Source organism: Sorangium sp. So ce693 (assembly GCF_051521375.1).
Lineage (GTDB): Bacteria > Myxococcota_A > Polyangia > Polyangiales > Polyangiaceae > Sorangium > Sorangium atrum.
This window is the reverse complement of sequence record NZ_CP150347.1, coordinates 889755-915325: the sequence shown is the minus strand read 5'-3', so window position 1 is coordinate 915325 and position 25571 is coordinate 889755. Positions and strand designations below refer to the sequence as shown.

Here is a 25571-nt window from a genome sequence, read left to right as displayed (position 1 = left end):
GGCGAGGTCAGGCAGGATCGCTCGTGGATGCGGCGCTGACGTCCACGTTTACGTCTGACCGTGTACGTCCACGACCACGACCACGTTCACGTCCACGACCACGTTCACGTGAACCGTCCACGACCACGTTCACGTGAACCGTCCACGACCACGTGAACCGTCCACGACCACGTGAACCGTTCACGACCACGTGAACCGTTCACGACCACGTGAACCGTTCACGACCACGTGAACCGTTCACGAGAAACGCGGGGGGAAGAGGGAGCAGGCGGGGCTGCGGGGGCGCGCCCAAACGACGAAGGGCGGCTATCAAGCCGCCCTTCGTGGAATCCCAGATGAACTGAGTCGGGGCGAGAGGATTTGAACCTCCGACTCCTCGGTCCCGAACCGAGTGCGCTACCAGGCTGCGCTACGCCCCGTTCGCTGCCCCAAGAGCAACGCCCGCTGAACAGCGGGCGCGCAACATCGCCAAGAGTGAGCCGCTTGTCAAGATGAAATGACCAGGGGTCCACCGCTGCACCGCTGGCCCGCGCCCCATCCCCGGAAGCACCCGCGCACCGCATGGCAGCCAGATGACAGAAAGCGGCAGGAATTCGCTCACTTCGGAGCGCGCCCGGCGCCCCGGACGTTTCACGAAGCCAAGAATCGTGGGAGCGCAAGAAAAAAGTCCCGTCCTAACTTGCTCAGGCCGTGTTAAAGTGTCACTGGAATCCCGATGTTGCCGAAAGGAAGCAGAGAGCGAGGCGTCTGGTGCGCCGGTGAGGGCCTCGCCACCTGCTCGCGCAACTCGAGCAGGGGACCGCACGGGCGGCCCCTTCCAGGACGGACCAGGGCGACCGGCCGGCTCCGGCGGTCGTGACGTGAGAGGAGGAACAGGTGGCAATTGAGCTTCCCGCTGTACGCATTCTGATCGTCGACGACGACCGCGCGATCTGTGACTACATGCAGACGCTGCTCGAGCGCGACGGGTACCAGGTCAAGACGCTGGGCGACCCCACGACCGTGGAGGAAGAGGTGCGCACCGGCGGCTACCACCTCATCATCCTCGACCTGATGATGCCGAAGCTCGACGGCATCGAGGTGCTCAAGCGGATCCGCAAGGTCGACAACGACATCGCCGTCGTCATCTTCACCGGCTTCCCCAACCTCGAGAGCGCCGTCGCGTCTATGAAGCTCGACGCGGTCGACTACATCAAGAAGCCGTTCAACGTGGACGAGTTCCGCGAGGTGCTCGCCCGCGTCATGCGCAAGAAGGGCCTCGCGCGCACGCCCGAGGAGCAGCTCCACCGCGTCATCGGCGACACGATCAGGAACCTCCGCAAGGACAAGGACCTCACGCTGAAGCAGATGGCGCGCCGCACGGGGCTCAGCGTGTCGCTGCTGTCGCAGATCGAGCGCGCCGAGTCGTCGGCGTCGATCTCGTCGCTCTACAAGATCGCGGTCGCGCTCGAGTCGCGCATCCAGGACCTCTTCGGCCACTACTGATCCGCTCGCCGAGCGGCGACGCCCGGGCGCGTGCGTGCGTCGGACGCGCGCGTCCGGGCCAGCGCCGGCTCAGCGCCGCGCGCCGCGCTCGATCGCCGCGTCGAGCTCGTCGGGCGCGAGGCCGGCGATCGCCTCCACCCGCGCGCCCGCTCTGTCGAAGACGATCACGTACGGCAGCTTCGAGACCTGTTTCAGGTACCGCCGGGCGAGCGGGCTGTCCCAGTCGACGATGTCGAGCTTGCGGTACGCGACGTCCTTGCGGGCCTCGAGCACCTCGACCATGTGCGCGTCCAGCTTGCGGCAGGGCAGGCACCAGGCCGCCACGAAGTCGATGACCGTGACCTTGCCCGGGACGATCTGCGCGCCGAGGTCGGGGATGTCCGCGCCGCCCTCCTCGATCGTCCGGGCGTCCGCGCCCTCGGGGAAGGTCGCCCAGCCGACGTACTGCCCCTGGCCGGCGCCGAGCACCGCCTCGAACCCCTCGTCCGCGGCGAGCCGCTTCACGGTCCCCGCGACGTCGAACGATCGCGACGCGGTGACGGAGATCTCGGCGCGCCGCCTGTCGAAGGCGGCCGAATAGACGCCCGGGCGCTCGCGGAGATCCGCGATGAGCTCGGCGCCGCACGCCTCGCAGTCGATCTTTCGCAGCGAGACGACCGTGGTGCGCGCGCCCTCCGGGACGGGCTGCGCGCCGCCGCAGGCAGCCAGCCAGCCGACGAAGGCAACCAGCCAGCCGCCGCAGGCAGCCAGACGAAGGGCCGAGGAGAGGGCGTTCGCGCTTCGCACCGCGTCCTTCGAGGTACCTTGCCCGCCTTCGCCGCGCGGCGCAACGTCGTGTAGGCTGCGCCGCGATGAGCTCCGTCGTGACCCGTACCCTGCCGGCCGATCACGTCACGCCGGTCCGCGCCTACGCAGCGCTCCGCGCCCAATCGCCGGGCCGGTCGTCGTTCATGCTCGAGTCCGCCCTGCCCGGCGAGCGCTGGGGCCGCTACGCGATCCTCGGCTACAGGGCGCGCGCCGAGACCCTCCTTCCGAGCGGGTTCGACCCGTTCGCCACGCTCGCGGACGGGCTCGCGCAAGCCGCGGTACGAGACACGCCGGACGCACAGGACACGGCGCGCGACCTGGCCGCCCGCGTCTGTCAGGCCTGGGTCGGTTTCCTCGCCTACGATGCGGTGCACCTGCTCCTGGGCGTCGAGCCGTGGCCCGACGAGGCCTACCTCGGACGGGTGATGAAGGACGCGACCGTCGTCGTGTTCGACAGCGTGGCGCAGACCATGACCATCGCCGGCCAGTCGCAAGGCGCCGTGAGCCGATGCGCCTGGGAGCTGTCGCACGGGCCAGAGCAGATGAGCCTCCCCGCGCTCGATCCACAGGCCCTGCCAGAGCACGTCGAGACGCCGGTGGCCGACGAGGACTTCGCCGCGAAGGTGGCCGCCGCGCACGAGCGCGTCGCGGCCGGCGAGGCGAAGGAGGTCGTGCTCGCCCGCAGGTTCCGGGCCCCGCTGCGCGGCGCGGATCCGTTCGACGTGTACCGGGCGCTGCGGGTGCTCGCGCCGTCGACCCACCTCTACTTCCTCGACTTCGCGGAGTCGCCGTTCGCGCCGGGCCTCACCGTGGCGGGCGCGTCGGGCGAGACGCTCGTCCGCCTCGAGCGCGATCCATCGGCGGGGGCGAGCGCAGGCGACGCGTCGCCCGTCGAGGCGCTGCGCGCCGCCTTCGCGCGCGGCAGCGCCGTCGGCGCGCCGGCACCGCGCGCGAGCGGCGTCAGCCGTCGCCTCGAGGCCGGCTCGCGCCGGATCTACGGCGGCTCCGTCGGGTACTTCGGGCCGGAGGGCGCGGAGATGGCGCACTCGCTCGGCGCCGTCTGGGTCGAGTCGGGGTACTTCGAGACGATGACCGGCGCGCGCATCGGGGACGGGAGCGACCCGCGCGCGGCGTCGGAACGGACGCGCGGCGACGCGCGCGCGGCGCTGTCGGCGATCCGCGCGGCACAGGAGGCGCGCAAGGCGAGCGACGCGGCCGCGGAGAAGCGAGCCGCCGCCGAGAAGGCTGCCGCCGAGAAGGCTGCCGACGACGACGCGGTCCGGAGCGCGTAGCGCGCCGCGCTCAGTCGTGCGCCAGGCTCTGGCGGGCGCGACCGCCCGAGGCGGCCGCCCCCGTGGCGGTGCCCGGCCGCGCGAGGCGCGACGAAGCGGCGGCCTGGGGCGCGGCCGCGGCAGCGCGTGCGCCGCGCTGAGGAGGCTCGGGAGGCGACGGCCGAGCCGGCGGCGAGGCGGCCGCCTCGAGCGCGGCGGCGCGCGCCGCCTGGGCCTTGCCGGCAGCGAGGACCGCCGAGAGCACGGCCGCCCTGGCGCCGGTCGCTGCCATCGCAGGCCGCGGGCGCTCGGGCCGCGTGAGCGTCACGAGCGTCGCGACGCCCATCAGCGCGACGAGGCCGGCGGGGAGGAGCCAGCCGAGGCGCGCGGGCGACGCGAGCCCGCGCAGGACGCCGGCGCTCTCGGCGGCGAGCAGGGTGTCCGGCGGCGTCGTACGGCTCGCGGTCGGCGGCTCGGAGCCGGCCTCCAGCCGCGCGGCAGCGCGAGGGGCCGCCGCGCTCGCGTGCGCGAACGTCACGACCGGCGCCCGCACCGAGGCGACGCCGGAAGCGCGCGCCGACACGGGCGGGCGCTGGAGGCCGGAGGAGGGCGGCGGCGCGTGCTCCGCGATGCCGGCGAACGACCCCACCATCTCCTCCACCGAGCGGAAGCGCCGGGCCCGGTCGCGCGCGAACGCCTTCTCGAAGAAGCCGTCCAGCGCGGCAGGCAGCCTCGGCGCGAGCCGCGTCGCGACGGGCACCGGCGCGAGCAGGATCTTCGAGGCGACGACGCTGGCGACGTCGCCGGGGAACGGGAGGTGACCGGTGACCGCGCGAAACAGGATCGCGGCCAGCGACCAGAGATCGGTCTGCGCGTCGAGGGTCCGCTCCGCCCGGATCTGCTCCGGGCTGAGGTAGTGGAGCGCGCCCGCGCTCACCTCGGCCGCGATCTCGCCCACGAGCCGCGGCGCGAGCGCCCTGGGGAGGCCGAAGTCGAGCACCTTCACGACCTCCTCGTCGCCCTCCAGCGCGAGGAAGAGGCTCTCCGGCCGGAGGCTCTGGTGAAGGACGCCCGCCGCGTGGGCGGCCTGCAGGGCGTCGCCGGCCTGCGCCGCGATGCGCGCGGACTCCTCCAGCGAGAGCCGGCCGCGCCGGACCAGGCGCGCCGCGAGATCCTCGCCGGAGAGCAGATCCATCGCCAGGTAGACAACGCCGTCCTCGATGCCGTGATCGCGCACGCTCACGACGTGCCGCGACGAGAGCTCGGCGGCGGCGCGGACCCAGCGGTCGAGCCAGAGGATCTCCCCCGTGGCGCCGGCGTCGGGGTCGAAGAGCTTCAGGGCGACGCGAACACCCAGCTGCAGCTCGCGCGCGGCCCAGACCGAGCCGCGGTCGCGCGCGATCCGCGCGAACGGACGCGCGAGCTGCCTCTCCAGCAGATATTTCCCCCCAACGACGGTGCCCGGTGAGATGTCCATTGGTTACCTGAGCCTCCTCCCCCACCGTAAAGTTGCACATACGCCATGCGGCGCAATTTGGCGTTGCGGATCGCTGCACGGTTTGCTTATCCGACCGCGTCGGCCGCGCAGGCGGCGGGAGCGTTCGCACCACACGCCGCGCGCGGGAAGGGGCGAATCGTGTCGCGGAGCACACGGAGCTCGTCCCGGTTGGGGCGGACCGAACCCGGGCGCCGAGGTAGGTGCAGCGTCAGGCGGCGCGACTAGGGCGCTGAGGGCTGCGGCTCGGGCGAAAAACGGAGCGGCGCGACGAAGCGCAGGTCGCCGCCCTCCGGCGCCGGGAACGTGAGCGCTCGCGCGCGCCGGAGCACGCAGCGGGTGAGCCGTTCGTCCGGGAAGCGCGACTCGGCCTCGAAGGCCTCGTCGACGGCGCCGCCGTCGGTCACGTGGAAGCGGATCGCGAGGCGGCCCCAGAGCGCCGGCGCGCCCGCGAGGGCCTCTTCGTAGCAGCTCCGCCACGCCGGCATGGCCTCGACCAGGGCGGCGGTGATCGCGTCCGGCCGGAGCTCGCCAGGGCCAGGAGCGAGGACGGACGGCGGGGGCTCGACCGGCTCGTCGCCCGGATAGACCTGCAGCGTGGCCACGATTGTCGAGCCGGCCTTGGCCCCGGGGAGCGGGAGCGACCGCGCGCGCGCGGCGAGGCACGAGACGACGTCCGGCGCGGAGAGCGTGGACGAGGTGGCGCGCGCCCCCGTGACCTTGCCGGCGCGGCTCACCGTGAGCCGCACCGTCGTCTTGCCGTGCAGCGTCGGGTCCCGGTACGCGCGCAGGCGGTAGCACGAGTAGACGTGGATCCAGAGGTGCCGCCGGGCGACGCGCTGCACCTCGCTCGCCTTGAGCGGACCCTTCACCTGGTCGATGTCCACGATGATCCTCGGCAGCGGGTGCCCCTCGGCCGGAGGCGGCGGCGCGGGGGGATCCCCCCTGCCCCCGGCGTTCCAGCGATCCCGCTCCGCCACCTCGGCCTGGCCGCGGGGCACGAGGTGGCGGCCGAGCTTGTAGGGCGGATCGATCGCGATCGAGGGCCGCTGTGAGGCGCCGCCGCGCGCGTCGCCCTCGGCGGCCGCCGCGGACGGGTCCCCGACGGAGGCGCCCGGCGCCGCAGGCGAGGCCGCCGGAGGGGCGGCCGGGGCGCGCGGCTCGGTGGAGGAGGCGGCAGACGCCGGCGCGTCCACCCGCCGGGGCGGGCGCCCTGGCTGGGCGGCGGCCGGGGCGGAGAGGCCGGCGGCGCGCGGGGCCGGGCGCGACGGCCCCGGCGAGGCGCACGCGGTGAGCGCGGCGGCCGCCGCGAGGAGCGCGCTGTACGCGCGGCCCGCGCCGCGCCGGGAGGCCGCGCTCAGAACCGGAGATCGCCGCGCGGCGCCTCCACCTTGCCGTCGAGCGCGTCGATCGCCTTCGCGACCTCGGGGTCGTCGACGGTGGGGACGTGCACGACGAACTTCACGTAGAGATCCCCGGGCTCCTTCGCCTTGCGGGCGATGCCCTTGCCGCGCAGCCGCATCACCTGGCCGGTCTGGGTGCGCGCCGGGATCTTGAGCGTCACCTCGCCGTCGGGCGTGGGGATGCGGATCTTCTCGCCCCGGTAGGCCTCGGCCAGGGTGACGGGGACGTCGAGGTGGAGGTCGTCGCCCTCGCGCTTGAAGAACGGGTGCGGCGTGACGTGGATGTTGAGCAGCAGATCGCCGGGCTCGCCGCCGCCCATGCCCGGCGCGCCCTGGCCGCGGATGCGCAGGCGGCTGCCCTCGGCGGCCCCGGGCGGGACGCGCACCGTGACCGGCTCGGGATCGCCCTCGCGCTGGAGCTGGAGCGTCGTGCCGCGCACCGCCGACACGAAATCGATGGTGAGGTTCTGCTCGATGTCGCCGCCGCGGCCGCGCGCGGGCTGCGGACGCCGGCCCGCGCCAGCACGGCCGCCGCGACCAAAGAGGTCGCCGAGGATGTCGCCGAGGTCGCCTCCGCCGGGGGCGTTGCCGAAGATCTCCTGGACGTCGAAGCCGCCGGGGCCGCGGCCCCCGCCCCCGGCCCGCGCGTTCGCGTAGCGGCGGTAGGCGCGGGCGCGCTCGGGATCGAAGTTCTGCGAGAGGCTCTCCTCGCCGAACTCGTCGTACAGCGCGCGCTTCGTCTTGTCGCTCAGCACCTCGTGAGCCTGGTTGATCTCCTTGAACTTCTGCTCGTTGGCCTTCCCCGGGCTCTTGTCCGGGTGGTACTTCATCGCGAGCTTGCGGAACGCCTTCTTGATGCTGTCCTCGTCCGCGTCGCGCGAGACGCCGAGCACGGAGTAGAGATCACGAGCCATGGTCGTCCGTCATCGTTCTGGTCCGCGGGAGGTGCGAGGCCTGCGGACCGCTACGGGCCTTCATCGGGCCGAAACCTAGATCCCCCGTCTGTCCTCGTCCACTGGGGCCGCCGCCTGCACGAGCGTCAGCCGTGGGACGCGCACGGCGCGGCTCGCCTCAGGCGCCCACCCGGAATGTCGTGCCGGTAGGAGAGTCGGCGACCTCGATGCCGTCGCGCTCGAGCTCCTTCCGGAGGGCGTCGCCCCGCGCGAAGTCCTTCGCGGCGCGCGCCGCGGCGCGCTCGGCGAGCTTCGCCTCGATCGCCTGCCGGGTCGTGCCGAGGAGCCCGAGGCGCTGCTCCTGCGTGCGGGCCTGGTAGACCGGCGACGGCGTCTGCAGCAGGCCGAGGGCGTCGAGCGAGGACCGCAGGGCCGCGTGGAGGCGGCGCGCGAGCGGCGGGGCGGCGCTGGCGACGTCCTGGTCCTTCCCCCGCCGCTGCGCGACGTCGGCGAGCTCGTTGGCGGCCTTGGCGACCTCGGCGATGATCGAGAGCACGACGGGGGTGTTGAGGTCGTCGTCGAGCGCGGCGACGGTGCGGCCCGGCGCGCCGTCGGCGAGCGCAGCGAGCGCCGCGAACCCCTTCGGGAGCCGCGCCGGCAGCTCCTGCGCGGCGCCCTCGCCGGCGGCGGGCGGGCCGGCGAGCGCGGACAGTCGATCGAGCGTCGCATACAGGTAGTCGACGCGGCGCTCGGCCTCGACAACGCCCGGGAAGACGACGCGGCCGTCGTCGCGCTTGTGGGTGTCGAACTCGAGCGGGCCCCGGTAGTGGACCGTGAGCAGGAAGTAGCGGAGCGCCTCCGGGTCGTTGCGCGCGTAGACGTCGCGGAGCTTGACGAAGTTGCCGAGCGACTTCGCCATCTTCTCCTTGTCGACGTTGACGAAGCCGTTGTGGATCCAGATCGAGGCGAGCGGCGCGTCGTCCGGATGGGCGGCCTCGCTCTGGGCGATCTCGTTCTCGTGATGGGGAAAGACGAGATCCATGCCGCCGCAGTGGACGTCGAAGCCGGCCCCGAGGTAGCGACCCGCCATGGCGGAGCACTCGATGTGCCACCCGGGGCGCCCCTTGCCCCACGGGCTGTCCCAGCCCCACCCGCCGGGGGCGACCCCCTTCCAGAGCGCGAAGTCGAGCGGGTCGCGCTTGTCCTCGCACGGACCGACGCGCGCGCCGACCCGCAGCTCGTCGAGGTTGCGCTTCGAGAGCTTGCCGTAGGAGGGGAAGCTGCGGACGGAGTAATACACGTCGCGAGCGTCGCGGACGTCGCGCGCGTCTCCGGGGCGCTCGACGACATAGGCCGCGCCTCGCTCGATCAGCCGCTCGACGAGGGCGATGACCTCCGGGATGTGCTCCGAGACCTTCGGCTCGACGTCGGGCGCCAGACAGCCGAGGGCGGCGACGTCCTCCTGGTACAGGCGAGCCATCCGCGCCGACAGGTCCATGGGCGGCTCGCCGGACTCGGCCGACCGCTGCAGGATCTTGTCGTCGACGTCCGTGACGTTTCGAACGTAGACGACGCGGAGGCCGCGCGCCCTCAGGTGGCGGACGAGGATATCCGGGGCGAGCGCGGCGCGGCCGTGCCCCACGTGCGCGACGTCGTAGGTCGTGGGGCCGCAGCAGTACATGCGGACCTCGCCAGGCCGCCGCGGGGCGAGCGGGGCGAGCTTCTGGGTCAGCGTGTCGTGGAGGCGCAGGGCGGACATCGGCCGGGGGTCTATCAAGGCAGGCGGATGCTGTCACGGGCCCGCGTGCTTAAGGTGATCGCGATGCTGCCCCTCCGTGACCAACTGCCCACCCGAAAGACGCCGATCGTCAACTACCTGCTGATCGCGCTCAACATCCTCGGCTTCTTCTGGATGCGGTCGCTGATCACGGGCGGGTTCCCGCCCGACCGGCTGCTCTCGGCGTGGGGCCTCGTCCCCCGGCAGTTCCTGGAAGCGCCGGGCGACGCGTGGTGGACGGTCTTCAGCAGCATGTTCCTGCACGATCCGACGGGGTGGGCCCACCTCGGCGGGAACATGCTGTTCCTCTGGATCTTCGGCGACAACGTCGAGGACGCGCTGGGCAGCGCCCGCTACGCGGCGTTCTATGTGCTGTCCGGGATCGCCGCCGCGGGCGCGCAGATCGTCATCGATCCCGGCTCGACGATCCCGATGGTGGGCGCCTCGGGCGCGATCTCGGGCGTGCTGGCCGCGTACGCGTCGCTCTACCCGCGATCGCCGATCACGGTGCTGAACCCGATCTTCCTCCTGTGGTTCATCTTCGGGCTGTTCCTCGAGCTCCCGGCGTGGCTGGTCATCCTCGCGTACTTCGTGGTGAACCTGCTGAACGGGCTCGGCTCCATCGGCGTGAGCGGCGGCGGCGTGGCGTTCTTCGCGCACCTCGGGGGGTTCGTCGCCGGGCTCTTCCTCGTCCGCGTCTTCATGACGGGGCGCCCCCGGCGCGAGCACGAGCGCTGGCAGCAGTTTCGCCCCCGGCGCCCCGCTGCCCGCCGGGCCGCGCCGTGGGACGCGCCGCGGCGGCGGGATTCCTGGTAGCGGTGACGCTCGGCCAGGAGCGACCCGAGGCGCGGCCAGGAGCGACCCGAGGTGCGGCGCGCCGTACGCGGCGCGCCGCGAAAAGGCCGGTGAGATCCGAAGGATCTCGCGGGAACGGCCGGGCTGCTCGTGGTTCGCCCAGGATGCAAAAGCGTGATAGCGTCGGCCCGCAGCGATGCGACGACCCCTTCGAAGGCGCCTCACCGCCGCGGGTTCTGCGGGCGAGGCGGCGGACCCCCGAGCCTGGCTCCTCGCCGTCGCGATCGCGCTCGCCGGCTGTGGCGGGCCGTCGTTCGACGGAACTGTCTACCGCGGCACGGACGTGGCGTTCCGTGTGCCCCCGGCGCCGGCGAGCTGGAAGCGGCTCGGGGTGTCGGACGCCGCGGTGGCGTACCGCGACGACACGAACGGGGCGACGATCGCCCTCAACGGGCGCTGCCGGAACGAGGAGGACGTCCCGCTCGTCTCGCTGACCAACCACCTCTTCCTGCACTTCACCGAGCGCGAGGTGCTGAAGCAGGAGGTCGTGCCGTTCGACGGCCGCGAGGCGATGCACACCGTCATGTCGGCGAAGCTCGACGGGGTGCCGAAGGTCTTCGACATCTGGGTGCTCAAGAAGAACGGCTGCGTCTACGACATGCTCCTCATCGCCGATCCCGCCCGCTACGCCGCCAGCGAGCCGGCGTTCACACGGATGGTCCGCGGCTTCTCGACCCTGTCGACCGATGACGACTGATCGCAAACGGCTCCTGGCGGCGCCGCCGCCCGCCTCGAACAGCCCGCCGGCCGCCTCCTCCGGCGCGGGCTCGACCAGCGTGCCCCCGCAGAGCCAGCAGCCGAAGCCGACCAGCGTGCCCCCGCAGAGCGTGCCCCCGCAGAGCGTGCCCCCGCAGAGCCTGCCGCCGAACAGCCTGCCCGGTCCGCAGCTCCCCCCGCTCCTCGCCCGGCTCAACGAGACCGCTGTCGCGTTCGTCGAGCACCTCGGGCAGTTCGGGCGGATGACCTGGGGGGCGCTCAAGTCGATGTTCGAGCGGCCGCTCGAGATCCGCTCGACCCTCTATCAGATGGAGGCGCTCGGCGTCCGCTCGGCCGCCATCGCGTCGGTGACGGCGCTGTTCGTCGGGATGGTCATGGCGGTGCAGTTCGCCATCGGCCTGCAGAAGTTCGGCGGCATGGAGTACACGGGCCGCATCATCGGCCTGTCCTTCTCGCGCGAGCTGGCGCCGACGCTGACGGCGGTGATCGTCGGCGGCCGCATCGGCGCCGGCATCGCGGCCGAGGTCGGGTCGATGGCCGTCACCGAGCAGATCGACGCGATCCGCGCCCTCGGCGCCAGCCCGGTGAAGAAGCTCGTCCTGCCGCGGCTGCTCGCGAGCGTCGTGGTGATGCCCGTGCTCGGCGCGTTCGCGCTCGTGCTGGGCTTCGGCGGGGCGATGCTGGTCTGCGCGACCGAGTTCGGCATCCCCGCCGGCTTCTTCCTGAGGACGGCGCTCGGCTCCGTCACGTTCATGGATTACTTCAGCGGGATGTACAAGACGCCCTTCTTCGGGGCGATCATCGCGCTCGTCGGGTGCCACTTCGGGCTGATCACGCGGGGCGGAACGGAGGGCGTCGGCCACGCGACCACGCGCACGGTGGTGGTGACGTCGATCGCCATCCTGATCGCCGACTTCTTCCTGACCAAGATGTCCATCCTGCTCTTCCCGACCCGGTGAGCAGGGGCGGTCCGGGAGGCGCCCAGATGCCGCCGCCGACGTCGCAGCGAACGCTGGCCGGGCTCCTGCCGGTGCTGCTGGCCGGGGTGCTGTTCGGCGTGCCGCTCGGGGTGACCGCGTGCCAGGGGGACGCCGGGAGGGAGGGCGGGGTCGCGGAGGCGAGCGACGGCGGCGCCGCGCTGCCAGAGGGCGCGCCGGCGCCGCGGCGGCCGACGCGGCACTACCACCTCCGCCGGACGGACGACGGCTGCGAGCTCTTCTGGATCGACGGGGACCTCGTCTCCGCGTCCCAGGCGGTCGTGTGCCCGCCCGACCTCGAGGTGGGCGAGCGCCTCCGCCTGACCGGCAAGACATGCCTCCGCGAGTCGGCGCAGACCCCCGCGCGCGCCGTGCCCGTCGTCTGCCCGCTGCCGCTCGTGAACATGGAGAAGGCGGACAGGGCGCCGCCCGACGCCGGAGCGCCGCCCGACGGCGGCAAGCGAGGCGGCGGGTAACGGCGCGTAACGGCGCGCAGGCGACCGGCGAGAGGCGGGGCCATCGAGGGCACGAGCGCGCACCCGATCACGCCCCTGGAGCATCGCAGTCCGGGGGGGTAGCGTCATGCGGCACGCGGATACCGTCGTGATCGGATCGGGCGCCGGCGGCCTCACTGCGGCGCTCGCGCTGGCGCGCGCGGGGCAGAAGGTGCTCGTCGTCGAGCAGCACTACCTCCCCGGCGGGTGGACCCACAGCTTCTCGTTGAACGGGTATCTGTTCAGCCCGGGCGTCCATTATATCGGCGGGCTCGGCCCGGGGGGCGCCGTGCGGCGGCTCTACGAGGGGCTCGGGCTCTCGGGAGATCTCGAGTTCTGCGAGCTCAACCCGGACGGGCTCGATCACCTGATCATCGGCGACGAGCGGCTCGACGTGCCCAAGGGCCTCGATCGGCTCATCGCCCGGCTCACGGCGCGGTTCCCGCGCGAGGCCGCGGGGATAGCGCGGTACTTCCGTGTGCTGCGCGGAGTCAACGACGATCTCGGGCGCCTCGAGGAGACGCTCGAGTTCCCGAGGGTGCTGCTCGCGCCGTTCAAGGTGCCGAGCCTCGTGCGCTGGGGCCTCCGCACGCAGGAGGATCTGCTGGACGCGACGATCCGCGATCCCCTGCTGCGCGCGTTCCTGTCGGCGCAGGGGGGCGATCACGGCCTCTCGCCGTCGCGCGTGGCGCTGCCGGTCCACGCGGGGATCGTCTGCCATTACATGGACGGCGGGTACTACCCGCGCGGGGGCGCGAAGCGCATCCCGCTCGCGATGATCAGGGCCCTTCGCCGGCTCGGCGGGCAGGTGCGGACGCGCGCGCGGGTGAAGAGGATCCTCGTCGAGCGAGGGAGAGCGGCCGGCGTCGAGCTGGAGGGGGGAGAGGTCCTGCGCGCGGCGAGCGTCGTCTCGAACGCGGACCCGGCGATCACCTATGGAGAGCTGCTGCCGCCCGAGCTGACCGCCCGCGAGCGCCGCAAGGTCCAGCGGATGGAGTACTCGGTGAGCCTGCTCAGCGTGTTCTGCGCGGTGGACATGGACCTCCGGTCGATGGGTTACGACTCGGGCAACTACTGGTGGTACCGCGGGCAAGACGTGGGGCGCCTCTACGAGCGCATGGAGCACCAGCTGCCGAGCGGGGCGGTGGACGGGCTGTTCCTGACCATCACGACGCTGAAGGACCCGGGCCACCCGACCCGGGGCAACCACCACACGATCGAGATGTTCACGTTCGTGCCCCACGGCCCCTTCACGCGCTGGGAGAAGACCCGCACGGGCGAGCGAGGGGCGGAGTACGAGGCGTTCAAGGAGTCGATCGGAGATCAGATGATCGCGGCGGCGGAGAACGTCATCCCGGGCATCTCGCGCGCGCTCGTGTTCCGCTCGGTGGCGACGCCGCTGACCAACGACTTCTACTGCGCCTCGCACCGCGGCGCCGCCTACGGCACCGCCAAGACGAGGTGGCAGCTCGGCCCGCTGTCGTTCTCGATCGGGACGAGGATCCCGGGGCTGTACCAGTGCGGCGCCAGCACGCTGAGCCACGGGGTGGCAGGCGCCGCGATGTCGGGCCTCATCGCCGCGCAGCGGATCACGGGCGCGGCGCGCACGGAGGATCTGCTCGGGCCGGCCGACGGCTCGCTGCGGATTTACCCCGCCGATCGGCCGGAGGAGTGGCTTCACGAGCGGAGGAAGGCGAGCGCGGCGGCGCAGGCGGACACGGGCGACGAGCGGCCCGAGTGGACGTGAGGGGACGCGAGCCGCGCTCGAGCCGCGTTATCGACGGCTAACCGGCCGGCGTCCTGGACCGGAACGTGATCTGCACGAGCGGCATCACGTCGGGATCGTCCTGCGTCTCCCGCTCGAACTGGAGCACGTCGTAGTAGCCGCACCGCGGCCTGCCCGGGTAATCGCGGCAGACCTCGGGCCGGGCCTCGTAGATGGTGCAGCCGCGGGTCGTGAGATCGAGGAAGCGGCAGACGCGGCCGAGCACCGGATCCGACTGCCGCCGGAGGATGCGCTCTTCGTTGTAGCGCTTCGTGAAGCGCGCCTCGGCGGCCTCGAGCGTGAGGCCGAAATGGCGGGCGAGCCGCCGCAGATCGCGCGGCGTGACCTCGACCCGCTCGTAGATGGAGCAGCAGTACGCAGGGCACTTCGAGCAATCGTAAGAGACGCGGGGCTTGGCCTTGAGGGTCGTCGTCATGGATCGTGGGGGGACGTGCAGCCGATGTCGGGCGGAGAGGCCGAGCGCTCGCTGGCGGGCAGCGGAGCATACGCGGCCGAGCAGACCTCCGCGACGGCGAAGTGCTCGCCACGACGCGCGCTCAACATAGCGCCACGGTGCAATCCTGCGATGGGAACGCGATGAGAACGCGTCAGGAACGCGATGCGCGATGACGGTGTGACGATGACGCGATGAGGCGCGGGCGGCGGGCAAAGGCGAGCGCACGGGCGCCCGCCCGCCTTCACTCGTTGAACCCGAGCTGCTCCCGCGCCTCGGTCAGGCCGTCGCTCACGGCGAAGACGATGAGGTCGCGCGCCTCCGCGTTGCGCCCGATCCAGGTGACGCGGTCCTTGCCCGCGGCGGGCGGCGCGTTCGTGTTGCCGCCGGACCAGGCGATGCCCGTGAGGACGACGTTGATGTCGCCCACGGCGAGGAACGCGGCCCGGTTCCCCCAGCCGTTGATCGCGGTGTTCAACGTCGAGGCGCGGTTGCCGATCGAGCCGATGACGTCGGCGGCGAGCACGCTGATCTTCGGATCCACGCCGCCCGCCATCACCCGCTCGATGCGGCCGTGGTACTCGCGCAGGCGCCCGGCGTCGGCGCCCTGCGGCGACCACGTCGGGACGAACGCCTTCAGGTAAGCCGCGAGCAGCGGCCAGAGATCGATCGGCGCCGTCCGCGAGAAGGCCGAGGCGTTGGTCTGGAGGATCTTGACGGCGCGGTGGATGAGGGCGAGCCGGACGTCCTCGCGCGGCGAGGTGACGAGGGCCTGGCCGAGGACGATCTTGGGCGGGCTCGTGGACGCCGGCACGCAGACGGCGCCGAGCGCGCCCGTCATGAAGACCTGCAGGTTGGGGAGGCCGTACGCCGCGCCGACGCCGCGCGCGAGATCGGTGATCTCGGCGTGCTGGGGCGGCAGCGGCGTCGCGCGGATCGAGTCGAGATCGAACGGCACCGCGGCGTCGAGCAGCGGGCCCGTCTTGAGCAGGAGCTCCCGGAACGCCGGGGTCATGAGCTCCGGCGCGAGGTGGGCGTCGAGGCGGGCCGCGCCGGCGGCGTTGCCCGCGCCGCCCATCGCGGCGTCGCGGCCGTCCAGCGCGTCGACCGTCGCGCGCGCGATCCTCGCGGCGCCGGCGCGGCCGCGGAGCTCCGCGACCGTCGCGACCGTCGAGAAGAGGTAGGGCTCGAAGCGGCCGGTGTTGAGCGCGCGGCGCGCGTCGGCGAGCGCGCGATCGAGCAGGGTCGCCGCCGCGGAGGCCTGCTCGGTGCGCTGGTAGTAGCGGGCCAGCGCGCCGAGCGCGAAGTCGTCCTTCGGCCACGTCTTGCGGGCCGTGAGCAGCGTGGCCTCGGCCTTCTTCGCGTCCCCCATCGCCTCGTAGATCTCGGCGAGCTCCGCGGTGCGGCGGCACTTCTGCTCGGGCGCCTCCGCGGCGTTGATGAGGAGGTTCTGCTGCTCGAGCGCGCGGGCGCCGTCGCCGGCGCGCTTGTAGAGCGAGACGAGGCGCTCGCGCGCGCTCACGTCGCCCGGCGAGCGCTTCAGGATCTCCTGGTAGGCGAGCTCGGCGCGCTCCGCGTTCGGCAGGTGCTCGTCGTAGAGCTCGCCGAGGCGGAGGTAGATCGCGACCTGCTTCGCGGGCTCGGGCACGAGGCGCGCGAGGCGGATCCACGCCTGCTCGGCGCCGGCCCAGTCGCCCTCGCCGGCGCAGACGTCGGCGAACGCGGACAGGGCCTCGACGTGATCGGGGTTCGCGTCGAGCGCGGCGGCGAGCGCGCGCTTCGCGGCCGCCGCGTCGCCGACGTCGGCGAGCGCCCGGCCGCGCAGGACCTCCATCTCGACCCGCTCCGCGGGATCCGTCACCGCCTCGAGGCGGCGCTCGAGGAGCGCGGCGAGCTCGGCGCGCGCCCCCTCGGCGATGTAGATGGCCCTGAGCCGCGCGAAGACGTCGGCGTACGACGGATCGACCGTGGCGACCGCCTCGAGGACGTCGCGCGCCCGCGCGACGTTCTGGACCTTGTCCTGCCAGAGGACGGCCGCGGCGTAGAGCGAGTGCGCGCGCCCCTCGGGGCCGACGCTCGCGCCCGCGGCGGACTCGAGCGCCGCGGCGGCGGCCGCCGGGTCGCCGCCGCGATCGAGCGCGTCGGCGAGGTCGAGGTGCGCGACGAGGTAGTGCGGGACGAGCGTGATCGCGTGCCGGAAGAAGGCGACGGCGTCCTCGATCGAGCCGGCCAGCAGGGCGTCCCTGGCGGCGCGCACCGAGAGGGCCGCGGCCTCGGACGGGCGATCGGTGCGCTCGATGAGCTGGCGATCCGCCTCGATCGCGAGGGCGTGATCCGCCTTCGCGCGGGCCTGGGCGGCCATCTGGCGCAGCGCCCAGATGCCGCGGGGCTCGTTCCTGTACGCGATCTGGACCGGCTCGAGCGCCTCCTCCCACGGGAGCACGCGCAGGCGCAGCCGCGCTGACAGGAGCGCGTGGGCGATCGCCTCCGGGCCGTCGAGGACACGCGCGATCTCGAGGGCGATCGGCTCGAGCTCCTCGTCGCGGCCCTCGCCGATGAGGTAGGAGGCGACGCGGCGGAGCGTCGGCAGGTGGTGCGGCGTCTCCTCCAGGATGGAGCGGCGCCACAGCAGGGCGCTTCCGGCGTCCTTGCGCCCTTGCTCGTCGAGCTCCGCGAGGCGCTCGTAGATGTCGAGGCGCTCCGCCGCGTCCGCCGCCTCGCGGGCGCGCGGGATCAGGGCGTCGACGAGCTCTCCCGTGCCGTGGCCCGCGACGGCCGCGCGGTAGAGGGCGATCGGCGCGAGCGCCGTGTCCCCGGCGGCGATCGCCTGGCGGGCGCACGCGGCGGCCTGCGCGAGATCGCCGGCGCGCTCGTGGTCGAGGGCGGCCTCGAGCGCGAGGCGAGCGGCCTCGATGCCCGCGGCGGCGCGGTCGCCGCCGCCGTCGCCGCCCTCACCCTCGCTCTGGAGGGCGCGCAGGAGCTCGGCGGCGCGCTCGGCGCGCCAGGAGGCGCGGTCGGCGGGCGGCTCCGGCGCGAGCCGCTCGAAGAGCTCGCGCAGGCCGATGTCCTGCGGGCGCGAGCGGTGCGCCGTCTCGAGGAGCGACGCGGCGGCCGCGGGGTCGGCCTCGGCGACGAGGAGCGCCTCGCGGACGAGATCGTGGGCCCGCTCGAGGGGATCGGCGGCGCCCTCGCGGCGGGTCCTGAGCCACTCGAGGAGGCCGTCGCGGTCCACCCGGGCGCGCGCGCTCCGCTCGCCGAGGTGGAGCGCGACGGGGAGCTTCGGATCGATCTGCGCGGCGCGCGAGAGCAGGCGCTCGCCCTCCTCGTTGTCGCCGCCGTCGAGCAGGCGGATCGCCGCCTCGGTGACGAGCACCGCGGCCCGCGGCCCCTCGTCGAGCGTGAGCGCGTGCTCCGCGAGGATGCGGGCCGCGCCGACGCCGCTCTCCTGGGCGGCGCGGGCGCGCGCGGCGCCCTCGTGCTGCGGGTCCGCGGCGCGGGCGCGATCGAGATCGCCCATCGCCGCGCGCTGATCGCCCGCGATCTCGGCGAGGACGGCGGCGGCGAGCGCGCCGTCGCGCTCGGACGCGACCTCGCGCAGCGACGCCACGGCCCTGGCGACGCGGGCGCCGCGATCGCCGTCGAGATCGAGCTCGAGCGCGAGGGCCCGGAAGAGCGGGCTCTCCGGCGCGGTGTCGCCGTAGGTGACGACCGCGCGGGAGAAGGCGTCGCTCGCGTCGACGCCGCCCTCGGCCGGGACGGCCTCGCGCGAGAGCGCGCGGCCGAGGGCCGCGGCGGCGCGGGCCCTCGGGCCGCCGAGGGGGCGCGCGCCCCTCGACGCGGGCGCGCCGTCCACGGAGGCCACCGCGCCGTCGCCGCCGGCGTCGCTCAGGGCGGCGCTCGCCGCGGCGCAGAGCGGCGCGAACTCGGGGTCGTCGGCGAGGGCGTCCAGCCACGGGTCGATCTCGCCCGCGGCGCCGCCGGCGAGCGCCGAGAGGACGATGCGATCGGCCGGCGAGAAGGCGCCGCCGGCGTCGCCGTCGTCGAGCGTCGCGTCGCGCACGGCGGCGGCGTCGCCGAGCTCGATCGCCTGCGCCGCGAGGGCGCGGCGCGCCTGGCCGCCGTGCGAGCCGGAGGCGACGCTGCGGAGCGCGCCGAGCGACGCCGGGCGGGTCTCCTTGCGCGCGGCGCTCAGCGCGGCGGTGAGCCACGCGACGGCGGGCGCGAGCGAGGTGCCGCGCAGGGGATCGAGGCTCGCGAGGCCCTCGGCGAGGTCGCCGGCGCGAAGCAGGGCGCGGGCGCGGAGCAGCGCCTCGTACGGCGTGGCGGAGGCGGCGCGGCCGCGCGCCGGCCGCGCCGCGCCGCGGTGCGCTGCGACCTGAGCGCTCGCCGCGGCGAGCGGCGCGAGCTCGGGCGCCTCGGGGAGGCGGAACTTCGCGATCACGGCGGAGGCCGCCGCGTCCGAGTCCGGCGCGGCGAGCGCCTCGCAGAAGCGCTGGACGTGCGCGCGCGGATCGGCGGGGTGCGTCCGCGCCGCGAGCTCGAAGCGTTTGTGGGCGCCCTCGGGATCCGCGAGCGGGATGCGGCAGAGCTCCGCGCCGAGCACGAGGTTGTGGCAGCGCGCGGCCGGCGTGCCGAGGACGCGGGTCTCGCTCTCCAGCGCCTCGAGCGCGGCGGGCAGATCCCCCTCGCGCATCAGGAGGCCGCGGAGCTGGCGGTGCGCGAAGATCAGGCTCGGGGCGAGATCGCGCGCCTCGGCGGCGATGGCGCTGGCGGCGGCGTCCTCCCCGGCCATCACGTAGAGCTCGGCGACGGGGAGCAGCGCCCGCGCCCGGGCCGCGGGGTCCTCGATGAGCTCGGCCTCGGAGCGGAGCCACGCGGCGCGCGCCGCCCACACGTCGCGCTGCTGCGACTGGACGAGGATCGCGCTCGCGTCCTGCTCGCCGTCGAACACCGAGGCGGGCGGCGGGATCGACGGCAGCGGCGGGAGGCTCTCCGGCGCGAGGGAAGGAGGCGACGACGGGCCCGCAGGAGGCGCCGACGGGACGCGGGCCGACGACGGCCGCGGCGGCGGCGACGACGGCGCGCGCGGCGACGACGTCGACGACGTCGGCACGAACGACGGCCGGACGTGGGACGCCGCGAACGGGCGCGACGGCGACGACGCCGCGCGTGGCGACGAGGACGACGGTCGCGGCGGCGACGACGACGGCGCGCGCGGCGACGACGACGGCCGCGGCGGCGCGAACGCGACGCCGCTGTCGGGTCTCCGGGTCGCGACGCGCGTCTGCGCGAGATCGTCCTCGAGCTCTTCATCGGTCGGCTCGGGCGGCCCGCTCAGCAGGCTGGACTCATCCACGAGCTCGCCGGGATCGCTGTCGGCGGCGGCCTGGTCCCAGCGGCTGGTGGAGGCGGACGACTGGCCGGCGTACGGCCGGGTCGTGGGCCCGGGCTCGTCGAGGGCGTTCGTCTCCTCGTCGTCGATGCCGTGCGTCTCCTCGTCGTCGAAGGCGGACGCATCCGCGAACCGGGCGCTGCTGGCGCCGCTGGGCGGCGCGAACTCGAACGGGGAGTCGCCGCCGTCGGGGATGGGCGTCGCGCGGTCGCCCGGCTCGGCGGTGTCCTCCTCGAACACGGGCTCCCGGCGCACGGACGGCGGCGGCAGCGGGGGCGGCGGGGCGGCGGGCTGCGGGCGCGGCGCCGTGAACCTCGCGGACGGGGCCGGAGGCGGGATCCTGGGCGTCCGATCGCCGGGCGTGAGCTCGGCGCCGAGCGACGCCTTCACGTCGTCCGGCTTGCCCGAGCGGGGCGGGGCCGCGGGGCGGGGCAGCGACGGGGGGCGCGGCGGCGGGATGGGCGCCGGGGGCCGGCGCGTCCCGTGCAACGCCGGCGCCGAGGTCACGACCCCGTCGTCGGCGTCCTCGGCGCGTTGGTCCTCGAACAGCATGTCGAGCAGCGCGTCGCTCTCTCCGGCGCTCTGCGCGGGCCTCGCGGGCGCGGGCACGTGCTCGCGGGAGAACAGCTGCTTCAGGCCGCCTACGCCGGCGCGCTCGCCCTCTTCGGCGCCGCGGATCGACTGGATGAGCTCTTCGGGGATCTTCGCGAGGAGCGTGGCCTCCTCGACGTCGCCCTCCTCCGAGACCGCCGCGCCGTACATCGCCGGCGGGGGGACCGTGATCTTCTCCTGCGACGGCGCGCCCTCGTCGCCGCCGCCGCCAGAGGAGCTCTTGGATTGCGGATTCTTGCTCACCGGACCCCCATGCCGAGCTTCTTCCGGAGCTCGAGGTAGCTCTGCGAGAGGACGAACGCGACAAGCTGGCGCGCCCGCTCGCTCTCGGCGACGACACCGCCGAGCTGCTCGCGCGGGGTATTGAGGATGTCCGAGAGGACCAGCGAGACGTCGCCGGCGGCGATGACGGCCATGCGGTCGATGCTCCTGCGCGCGGCCTGCGCCCAGCGGAGCGGGTCCTGCTGGCTCGAGACGATGCGCTGGCAGACGTCGGCGATGGCCTTGCGGGTCGCGCGCGACATCTCCTTGTGGATGGCGCGCGAGACCTCGCCGAAGACGGCGTAGGGCGGCTGCGGGACCGTGAAGCCCGCCTCGATGCACGCGGCCGCGACGAGCGAGGCGACGGTGCTGTCGTCCCGCGTCCTGAGCGACGAGATGCCGCGGCGCAGCGCGAACGCCTCGCGCGCGATCGCCGAGCGCGAGGCGGCGTCGAGCGGCGTCGTGATCTCGGGGCCGAGCACGAGCGCCGGCAGCTGGCCATAGACGCCGGTCGCGCCGTGGGGGCTCGGGCCGCCGACGTAGAGCTCGAAGTCCGTCTCGAAGCTGAGCGCCCCCATCCACTCGGCGACCGCCACGCGCAGCGGGTGGCCGCCGCGCGAGTCGATGCGGTCCTTCTTGCCGACGCCGAGCGACACGAGCGAGGGGCCGAGCGCCATGCAGATGGTCTCGGCCATCTTCGCGAACAGCTCGCCGACGGGCCCGGTGTCGAGCGGATCGGCGATGTCGGCCATGGCCTTGGCGTCGAGGGCGATCTGCGGCCGCGCCGGGACGCGGGCGTCGATCTTCCTGAGCTCCGCGGAGATGCCGTCGTCGATGCGGACGAGCGAGACGAGCGCGCCGAGCGTGGCCTGCCGGAGCGCCGCGTCCTGCCCCGCGCCGGCGATCTTCGCGAGGAGCGCGACCCGGTCCGCGTCGATCGGCTCGACCGCGAGCGCCTGGATCAGCGTCGCCTTGGCGCGGCCGAGCACGCGGGTGCGGAACGCGGGCTCGTAGTCCGTCGTGAGGACGAGATCGATCGCCTCGCCGTCGTCCGGCGCCTCTTCGAGGAGCTTCGCCACGGCCCGCTCGGCGCGGCGCGGCGCGCGGAGCTGATCCCTGTAGATGGCCATCGCGAGGCGCGCCGCCTCGATCCGCCCCGCGGGCGTGTCGCGCTCGACCATGAGCTCCTCGAGCAGGCGCGTCGCCTCGTCCCAGGAGCCGACCCGGGCGGCGACGCGGACGAGGCGCTCGCGGACGACGAGCGTCGACAGCCCGGCCCGGTGCAGGCCGACCAGCACCTCGAGCGCCCTGTCGTGCTCGCCGAGCTTCTCGTAGGCGTCGACCGCGGTGATCCCCGACATGAGGCGCTGCTCCCCCGGCGCCTTCGCGACGCGCGAGAGCTCGGCGTAGAAGGCGGCCGCCTGGCCGAGGTCGCCCTGCGCCTTCGAGATGTCGGCCGAGAGCGCCAGCGCGCCGATGTGGTCCGGCTCGAGCAGCGTCACGTTCTCGAGCGCGGCGAGCGCGTCGTCGAGCTTGCCCTTCTTGCGGAGCACGCGCGCGCGCTCCCAGAACAGCTTGCAGAGCTCGAGGTCGTTGTCCGCCACGCCGAGCCGCCTCTCGATGATGTCGAGCAGCCGATCGTCCTCGTTGCGCGCGCGGACCCGGCGGAAGAGCCGGTCGAAGGCGACGCCGCGCCGCGGGTCGCGCGAGAACGCGCGATCGAAGGCGATCTCCGCGTCGTCGTGCGCCTCGGTGTGCTGGAGGAGCAGGAGCCCGGCGCTCTCCCAGAACCCCGCGCCGCGCGCGTCGTCCTTGCAGAGCGCCCCGAGCTGCGCCGAGGCGAGCGCCGTCGACACGGGGTCGCGCAGCGCCTCGGACGTCGCGCGGACGCCCTCCCAGGCGGCGACGTCGTCGGGCCGCCGCTCGACGACCGTGCGGAACGCGGCGAGCGCGCGCTCGTGCTCCCCGGCCGCGAAGTCCGACCAGCCCGCGAGGCCGAGCGCGGTGAGCTGCGCGTCCTCGCCGAGCGCGTCCCCGAGCCCGTGCAGCGCCGCGGCGCGGCGCCGCGGATCGCAGCCGGGGAGCGCGAGCTCGAGGTTGGCGAGCTGCGCGGGCGCGTGCTCGCCCGTCAGGAACGGCCGCGGCAGGTTCGGCTGGTCGAGCGCGCCGACGATCGCGGCCGAGGCCTCCATCGCGGCGCGGGCCTCGCCGTCCATGTGCCGCGCGAGCGCGCTCCGCGCGGCCACCTCGGCCTCGCGGTCCTCGGCGCCGAGCGCGGCGCCGAGCCACTCGAGCTCGGCGTGCGGGCTCGGGTCGGCCGCGGCCCACGCCGCCGCGCGCGCCGCGGTGCTCGCGCGATCCTGGTCCAGGGTGCGCGCGAGGCGGAAGCGCTCGGCGTGCGCGATCGTCGCGGCACCGTCGCCCCGCTCCTCGATGTAGTCGAGCGCGCGCTCGACGGCGCTCCGCTGCTCGAGGGCCGGCTGCCAGAGGAGCCGCCCGAGCGCGGCGGCCAGGGCGAGATCGTCGCTCGCCTGCGACTCCAGCGCCTCGAGCGTCGCGAGCGCCTCGTCGGCGTCGCCGCCCTCGGCCGCGCCGACCTCGAGGCCGAACCGCGACAGCGCGAGCGCCGCCGGGTCCTCGCCCGCCTCGCCCGCGACCTCGAGGGCGCGGCGCCGGCTCTCCAGATCGCTCGCCTCGTGGCCGCGGAGGGCCCAGGTGAGCACCGTCGCGCCGGCCCGCGGCGCCTTGCCGCGCGCCGCCTCGATCTCCTCGACGGCGCGCCCGCGCTCGCCGGCGCGCCAGAGCAGGATCGCCGCCTCGATGTGCAGCGCCGCCGAGAGATCGGCGTCGTCGATCGCCGCGGCGCAGGCCGAGAGCGTCGCGGCCGCGGCGGTGTGGCTCCCGGCGCGCCGGTGGAGCTCGGCCAGGAACACCGCGATGACCTCGTCGTCCGCGGAACGCTCGAAGAGCGCGCGGAGCCGGCTCCGGGCGCGATCCAGATCGCCGCCGCGCGCGCTGCGCAGGGCGGCGACGAGCCACAGCCCGCGCGCGGTCTCCTCGCCCTCGACCTCGGCGAGCGCCTCGATGACCGTCGGCGAGCGCCGCGGGCCAGCGGCGCCGGGCTCGTCGCCGCGCTCGCGCCGGCTGCGGACGAGATCGACAGCGAAGGCGCCGAGCGCCCGCCCGAGCCACGCGTTCGGCGTGGCGCCGTCGTCCGCGCCGGCGTTGGCGAGCTCGGCGAAGGCGCCCTCGGCGCCGTCCGCGTCCCCGCGGAGGAGGCGGCTCCGGCCGATCTCGAACCACAGGCTCGCCTTCTCGGCCGGGTCGACGCCGGTCGAGAGCAGCCGCTTCGTCGACTCCTCGTACCAGGCCGCGTCGCCGCGGAGCGCCGCGAACGACCGGCCAAAGCGCGCGAGCACGCCCGGGTGGACGCCGGCCATGCCCGCCTGCGACAGGGCCGCCTTCGCCGCGCCGACGTCGTCCGTCCGCACCGCCCAGACGTAGGCCGCGAGGAGCATCGCGCGCCCCCTCGCCTCGTCGCTGGCGTACGAGGCCGCCGTCGCCTCGAGCGAGGCCGCGAACGCGGACGGGTCCTGACCGTCTCCGAGGAGATCGATCTCCAGCGCGCGCGCCGGGATGCACTGCGGGTCGGCCGTGAGCGCGCTCCGGAGCGCCGCGAGCGCGGCCTCGCGATCGCTCGCGAGCGCCGCCGCCTCGGCGACGCGGAGCCACAGGGCCGCGGCGCCGGGCCCGCTCGCGCCGCGCGCGATCTCCTGCTTGGCCAGGCTGGCGGCGGCCTCGGCCTCGCCGGCCGACTCGAGCGCGGCGATGCGCGCCCGGCCGAGCAGCGTCGACTGCGGCAGCCGCTCCGCGGCCCGCTCGAGGAGCGACGCGAAGCCGCCCGTCCCGGCCCGCTGCGTCAGCTCGGCGGCGCGGAGCCACGCGTCGGCCGCGTGCTCCGGCTTGCGCATGTGCCGCGGGACGCCGTTGGCGTCGCCGCTCGCCTCGTCGTCGAGCGCGTCGGCGATGAGCTCCGCCTGCCCCTCGAGGGCGCGCGCGAGCGCGCCGAGGTCCTCCTCGCGCCGGGCGATGACCTCGAGCGCGAGCTGCGACCTGAAGCGCGCCCGCCCCTCCAGCGCGGCGGCCGCGTCGAGCAGCTCGTAGGCGCGCTCCACGTTCTCGGTCGCCGCCGCGAGGTCGGCGAGCTCGATGAAGAGCAGCCCCTTCCACGTCGCGTCCGTCGCGAGCTCCGCGCGGGCCTCGAGGGCGCGCATCCGGCCCGCGAGGTCCCCCTCCTTGGCCGCGATGAGCTCGAGCTCGAGCCACGGGGTCGCGTCCTCCGGGTTGCTGAGCGCCGCCTCTTCGAGCGCCTCTTTGGCCGCCGCGAGGTTCTGCTCGTGGTCCTGGAGGTACGCCGCGCGCTCCCAGAACGAGCGCGCCCGCTCCTCGGGCGTGGCCGCGGCGCGCGTGAGCGCGTCGAGCAGCTTGCCGAGGTTCTTGATGGACTTGCGCCGCGTGAGGATGCGGACCAGCGCCTCGAGCGGCTCGCGGAACTGCGGATCCGCGTTGAACGCGGCGAGGTAGTCGCGCGCCGCCGTGGGCTCCTCGCCGAGCGCCTCCTCGAGCGCGCCCAGCTCGTGCAGCAAGAGCGCCTGGAGCTGACGCTCCGGTTGCTCGCCCTGCTCCGCGCGGAGCCGCGCGATCAGGGCCGTCATGCTCTCGGCCTGCCCCTCGGGTGCCTGAACCGTCATCTCGCTCGCGACGCCTCCGAACGGGGTCTCATCTGTGCGCACCGCATGACGATGGCGGAGAGTAGCGAACCGAACCTGACGGAGTAAAGCGCGCCGGGCAGGGAGCGGGCTCGAACAGCGTCGGGCACCCGGTCGAGCGCCAGACCGCGCGCGATCCGTGGG

General features: G+C 74.5%; 15 protein-coding genes and 1 tRNA gene. 7 read left to right on the top strand and 9 right to left on the bottom strand.

The annotated features are described in order from the left end of the window. Nucleotides 1-345: 345 nt before the first annotated feature. A tRNA-Pro gene (locus WMF14_RS03510) sits at nt 346-419 on the bottom strand. Nucleotides 420-876: 457 nt separating this feature from the next. On the opposite strand from WMF14_RS03510, the gene WMF14_RS03505 reads away from it, so the two are divergent. Beyond that, nucleotides 877-1485, top strand: coding sequence for a response regulator (locus WMF14_RS03505; protein ID WP_012233257.1), 609 nt, complete (start codon nt 877-879; stop codon nt 1483-1485). A gap of 69 nt (nt 1486-1554) precedes the next feature. On the opposite strand, the gene WMF14_RS03500 is transcribed toward WMF14_RS03505, so the two are convergent. After that, the gene (locus WMF14_RS03500) at nt 1555-2271 is read right to left on the bottom strand and encodes a TlpA family protein disulfide reductase (protein WP_437798759.1); all 717 of its coding nucleotides are present in this window, start codon (nt 2269-2271) and stop codon (nt 1555-1557) included. Between the two features lie 77 nt (nt 2272-2348). On the opposite strand from WMF14_RS03500, the gene WMF14_RS03495 reads away from it, so the two are divergent. After that, nucleotides 2349-3584 (top strand): chorismate-binding protein, encoded by a 1236-nt coding sequence (locus tag WMF14_RS03495; RefSeq protein ID WP_437798757.1) that lies wholly within the window; start codon nt 2349-2351, stop codon nt 3582-3584. 10 nt (nt 3585-3594) lie between these two features. On the opposite strand, the gene WMF14_RS03490 is transcribed toward WMF14_RS03495, so the two are convergent. From WMF14_RS03490 to cysS, 4 genes are all read right to left on the bottom strand, one after another. Next, complete coding sequence (locus tag WMF14_RS03490; RefSeq protein ID WP_437798756.1) at nt 3595-5040, bottom strand: protein kinase domain-containing protein; 1446 nt, start codon at nt 5038-5040, stop codon at nt 3595-3597. 242 nt (nt 5041-5282) lie between these two features. Then, nucleotides 5283-6254: an AgmX/PglI C-terminal domain-containing protein gene (locus WMF14_RS03485; protein ID WP_437798755.1), complete on the bottom strand. Its 972-nt coding sequence runs from the start codon at nt 6252-6254 to the stop codon at nt 5283-5285. Nucleotides 6255-6415: 161 nt separating this feature from the next. Further along, nucleotides 6416-7375 carry a J domain-containing protein gene (locus WMF14_RS03480; RefSeq protein WP_272097723.1) on the bottom strand — a complete coding sequence of 320 codons (960 nt, stop codon included), beginning with the start codon at nt 7373-7375 and terminating at the stop codon, nt 6416-6418. 157 nt (nt 7376-7532) lie between these two features. Continuing rightward, nucleotides 7533-9113 carry a cysteine--tRNA ligase gene (gene cysS / locus WMF14_RS03475; RefSeq protein WP_437798754.1) on the bottom strand — a complete coding sequence of 527 codons (1581 nt, stop codon included), beginning with the start codon at nt 9111-9113 and terminating at the stop codon, nt 7533-7535. A 63-nt stretch (nt 9114-9176) separates the two neighbouring features. Between cysS and WMF14_RS03470 the strand changes: the two genes are divergently transcribed. The 5 genes from WMF14_RS03470 to WMF14_RS03450 all read left to right on the top strand — a co-directional run bounded on the left by WMF14_RS03470 (nt 9177) and on the right by WMF14_RS03450 (nt 13921). Then, nucleotides 9177-9947 (top strand): rhomboid family intramembrane serine protease, encoded by a 771-nt coding sequence (locus tag WMF14_RS03470; RefSeq protein ID WP_272097721.1) that lies wholly within the window; start codon nt 9177-9179, stop codon nt 9945-9947. A 175-nt stretch (nt 9948-10122) separates the two neighbouring features. After that, the gene (locus tag WMF14_RS03465) at nt 10123-10683 is read left to right on the top strand and encodes a hypothetical protein (protein WP_272097720.1); all 561 of its coding nucleotides are present in this window, start codon (nt 10123-10125) and stop codon (nt 10681-10683) included. Then, entirely contained in the window at nt 10673-11662 is a 990-nt protein-coding gene (locus WMF14_RS03460) for an MlaE family ABC transporter permease (RefSeq protein ID WP_437798752.1), read from the top strand. The genes WMF14_RS03465 and WMF14_RS03460 overlap by 11 nt, the downstream gene beginning before the upstream one ends. Before the next feature lie 26 nt (nt 11663-11688). Continuing rightward, nucleotides 11689-12156, top strand: a complete 468-nt coding sequence (locus tag WMF14_RS03455; RefSeq protein WP_272097718.1) for a hypothetical protein — start codon at nt 11689-11691, stop codon at nt 12154-12156. A gap of 127 nt (nt 12157-12283) precedes the next feature. Then, complete coding sequence (locus WMF14_RS03450) at nt 12284-13921, top strand: phytoene desaturase family protein (protein WP_437798751.1); 1638 nt, start codon at nt 12284-12286, stop codon at nt 13919-13921. Nucleotides 13922-13958: 37 nt separating this feature from the next. Here WMF14_RS03450 and WMF14_RS03445 read toward each other — a convergent pair whose 3' ends face one another. From WMF14_RS03445 to WMF14_RS03435, 3 genes are all read right to left on the bottom strand, one after another. Next, entirely contained in the window at nt 13959-14375 is a 417-nt protein-coding gene (locus WMF14_RS03445; RefSeq protein ID WP_272097716.1) for a YkgJ family cysteine cluster protein, read from the bottom strand. Between the two features lie 262 nt (nt 14376-14637). Beyond that, nucleotides 14638-20640, bottom strand: coding sequence for a hypothetical protein (locus tag WMF14_RS03440; RefSeq protein ID WP_437798749.1), 6003 nt, complete (start codon nt 20638-20640; stop codon nt 14638-14640). Continuing rightward, nucleotides 20637-25409 carry a hypothetical protein gene (locus WMF14_RS03435; RefSeq protein ID WP_437798747.1) on the bottom strand — a complete coding sequence of 1591 codons (4773 nt, stop codon included), beginning with the start codon at nt 25407-25409 and terminating at the stop codon, nt 20637-20639. Before WMF14_RS03435 ends, WMF14_RS03440 begins: the two co-directional genes overlap by 4 nt. Nucleotides 25410-25571 lie beyond the last annotated feature (162 nt).

Excerpts from the sequence above, each read along its gene's own strand:
- WMF14_RS03490 (WP_437798756.1), bottom strand. The coding sequence starts at position 5,040 with ATGGACATCTCACCGGGCACCGTCGTTGGGGGGAAATATCTGCTGGAG.
- WMF14_RS03480 (WP_272097723.1), bottom strand. The coding sequence starts at position 7,375 with ATGGCTCGTGATCTCTACTCCGTGCTCGGCGTCTCGCGCGACGCGGAC.
- cysS (WP_437798754.1), bottom strand. The coding sequence starts at position 9,113 with ATGTCCGCCCTGCGCCTCCACGACACGCTGACCCAGAAGCTCGCCCCG.
- WMF14_RS03470 (WP_272097721.1), top strand. The coding sequence starts at position 9,177 with ATGCTGCCCCTCCGTGACCAACTGCCCACCCGAAAGACGCCGATCGTC.
- WMF14_RS03465 (WP_272097720.1), top strand. The coding sequence starts at position 10,123 with ATGCGACGACCCCTTCGAAGGCGCCTCACCGCCGCGGGTTCTGCGGGC.
- WMF14_RS03460 (WP_437798752.1), top strand. The coding sequence starts at position 10,673 with ATGACGACTGATCGCAAACGGCTCCTGGCGGCGCCGCCGCCCGCCTCG.
- WMF14_RS03455 (WP_272097718.1), top strand. The coding sequence starts at position 11,689 with ATGCCGCCGCCGACGTCGCAGCGAACGCTGGCCGGGCTCCTGCCGGTG.
- WMF14_RS03445 (WP_272097716.1), bottom strand. The coding sequence starts at position 14,375 with ATGACGACGACCCTCAAGGCCAAGCCCCGCGTCTCTTACGATTGCTCG.
- WMF14_RS03435 (WP_437798747.1), bottom strand. The coding sequence starts at position 25,409 with ATGACGGTTCAGGCACCCGAGGGGCAGGCCGAGAGCATGACGGCCCTG.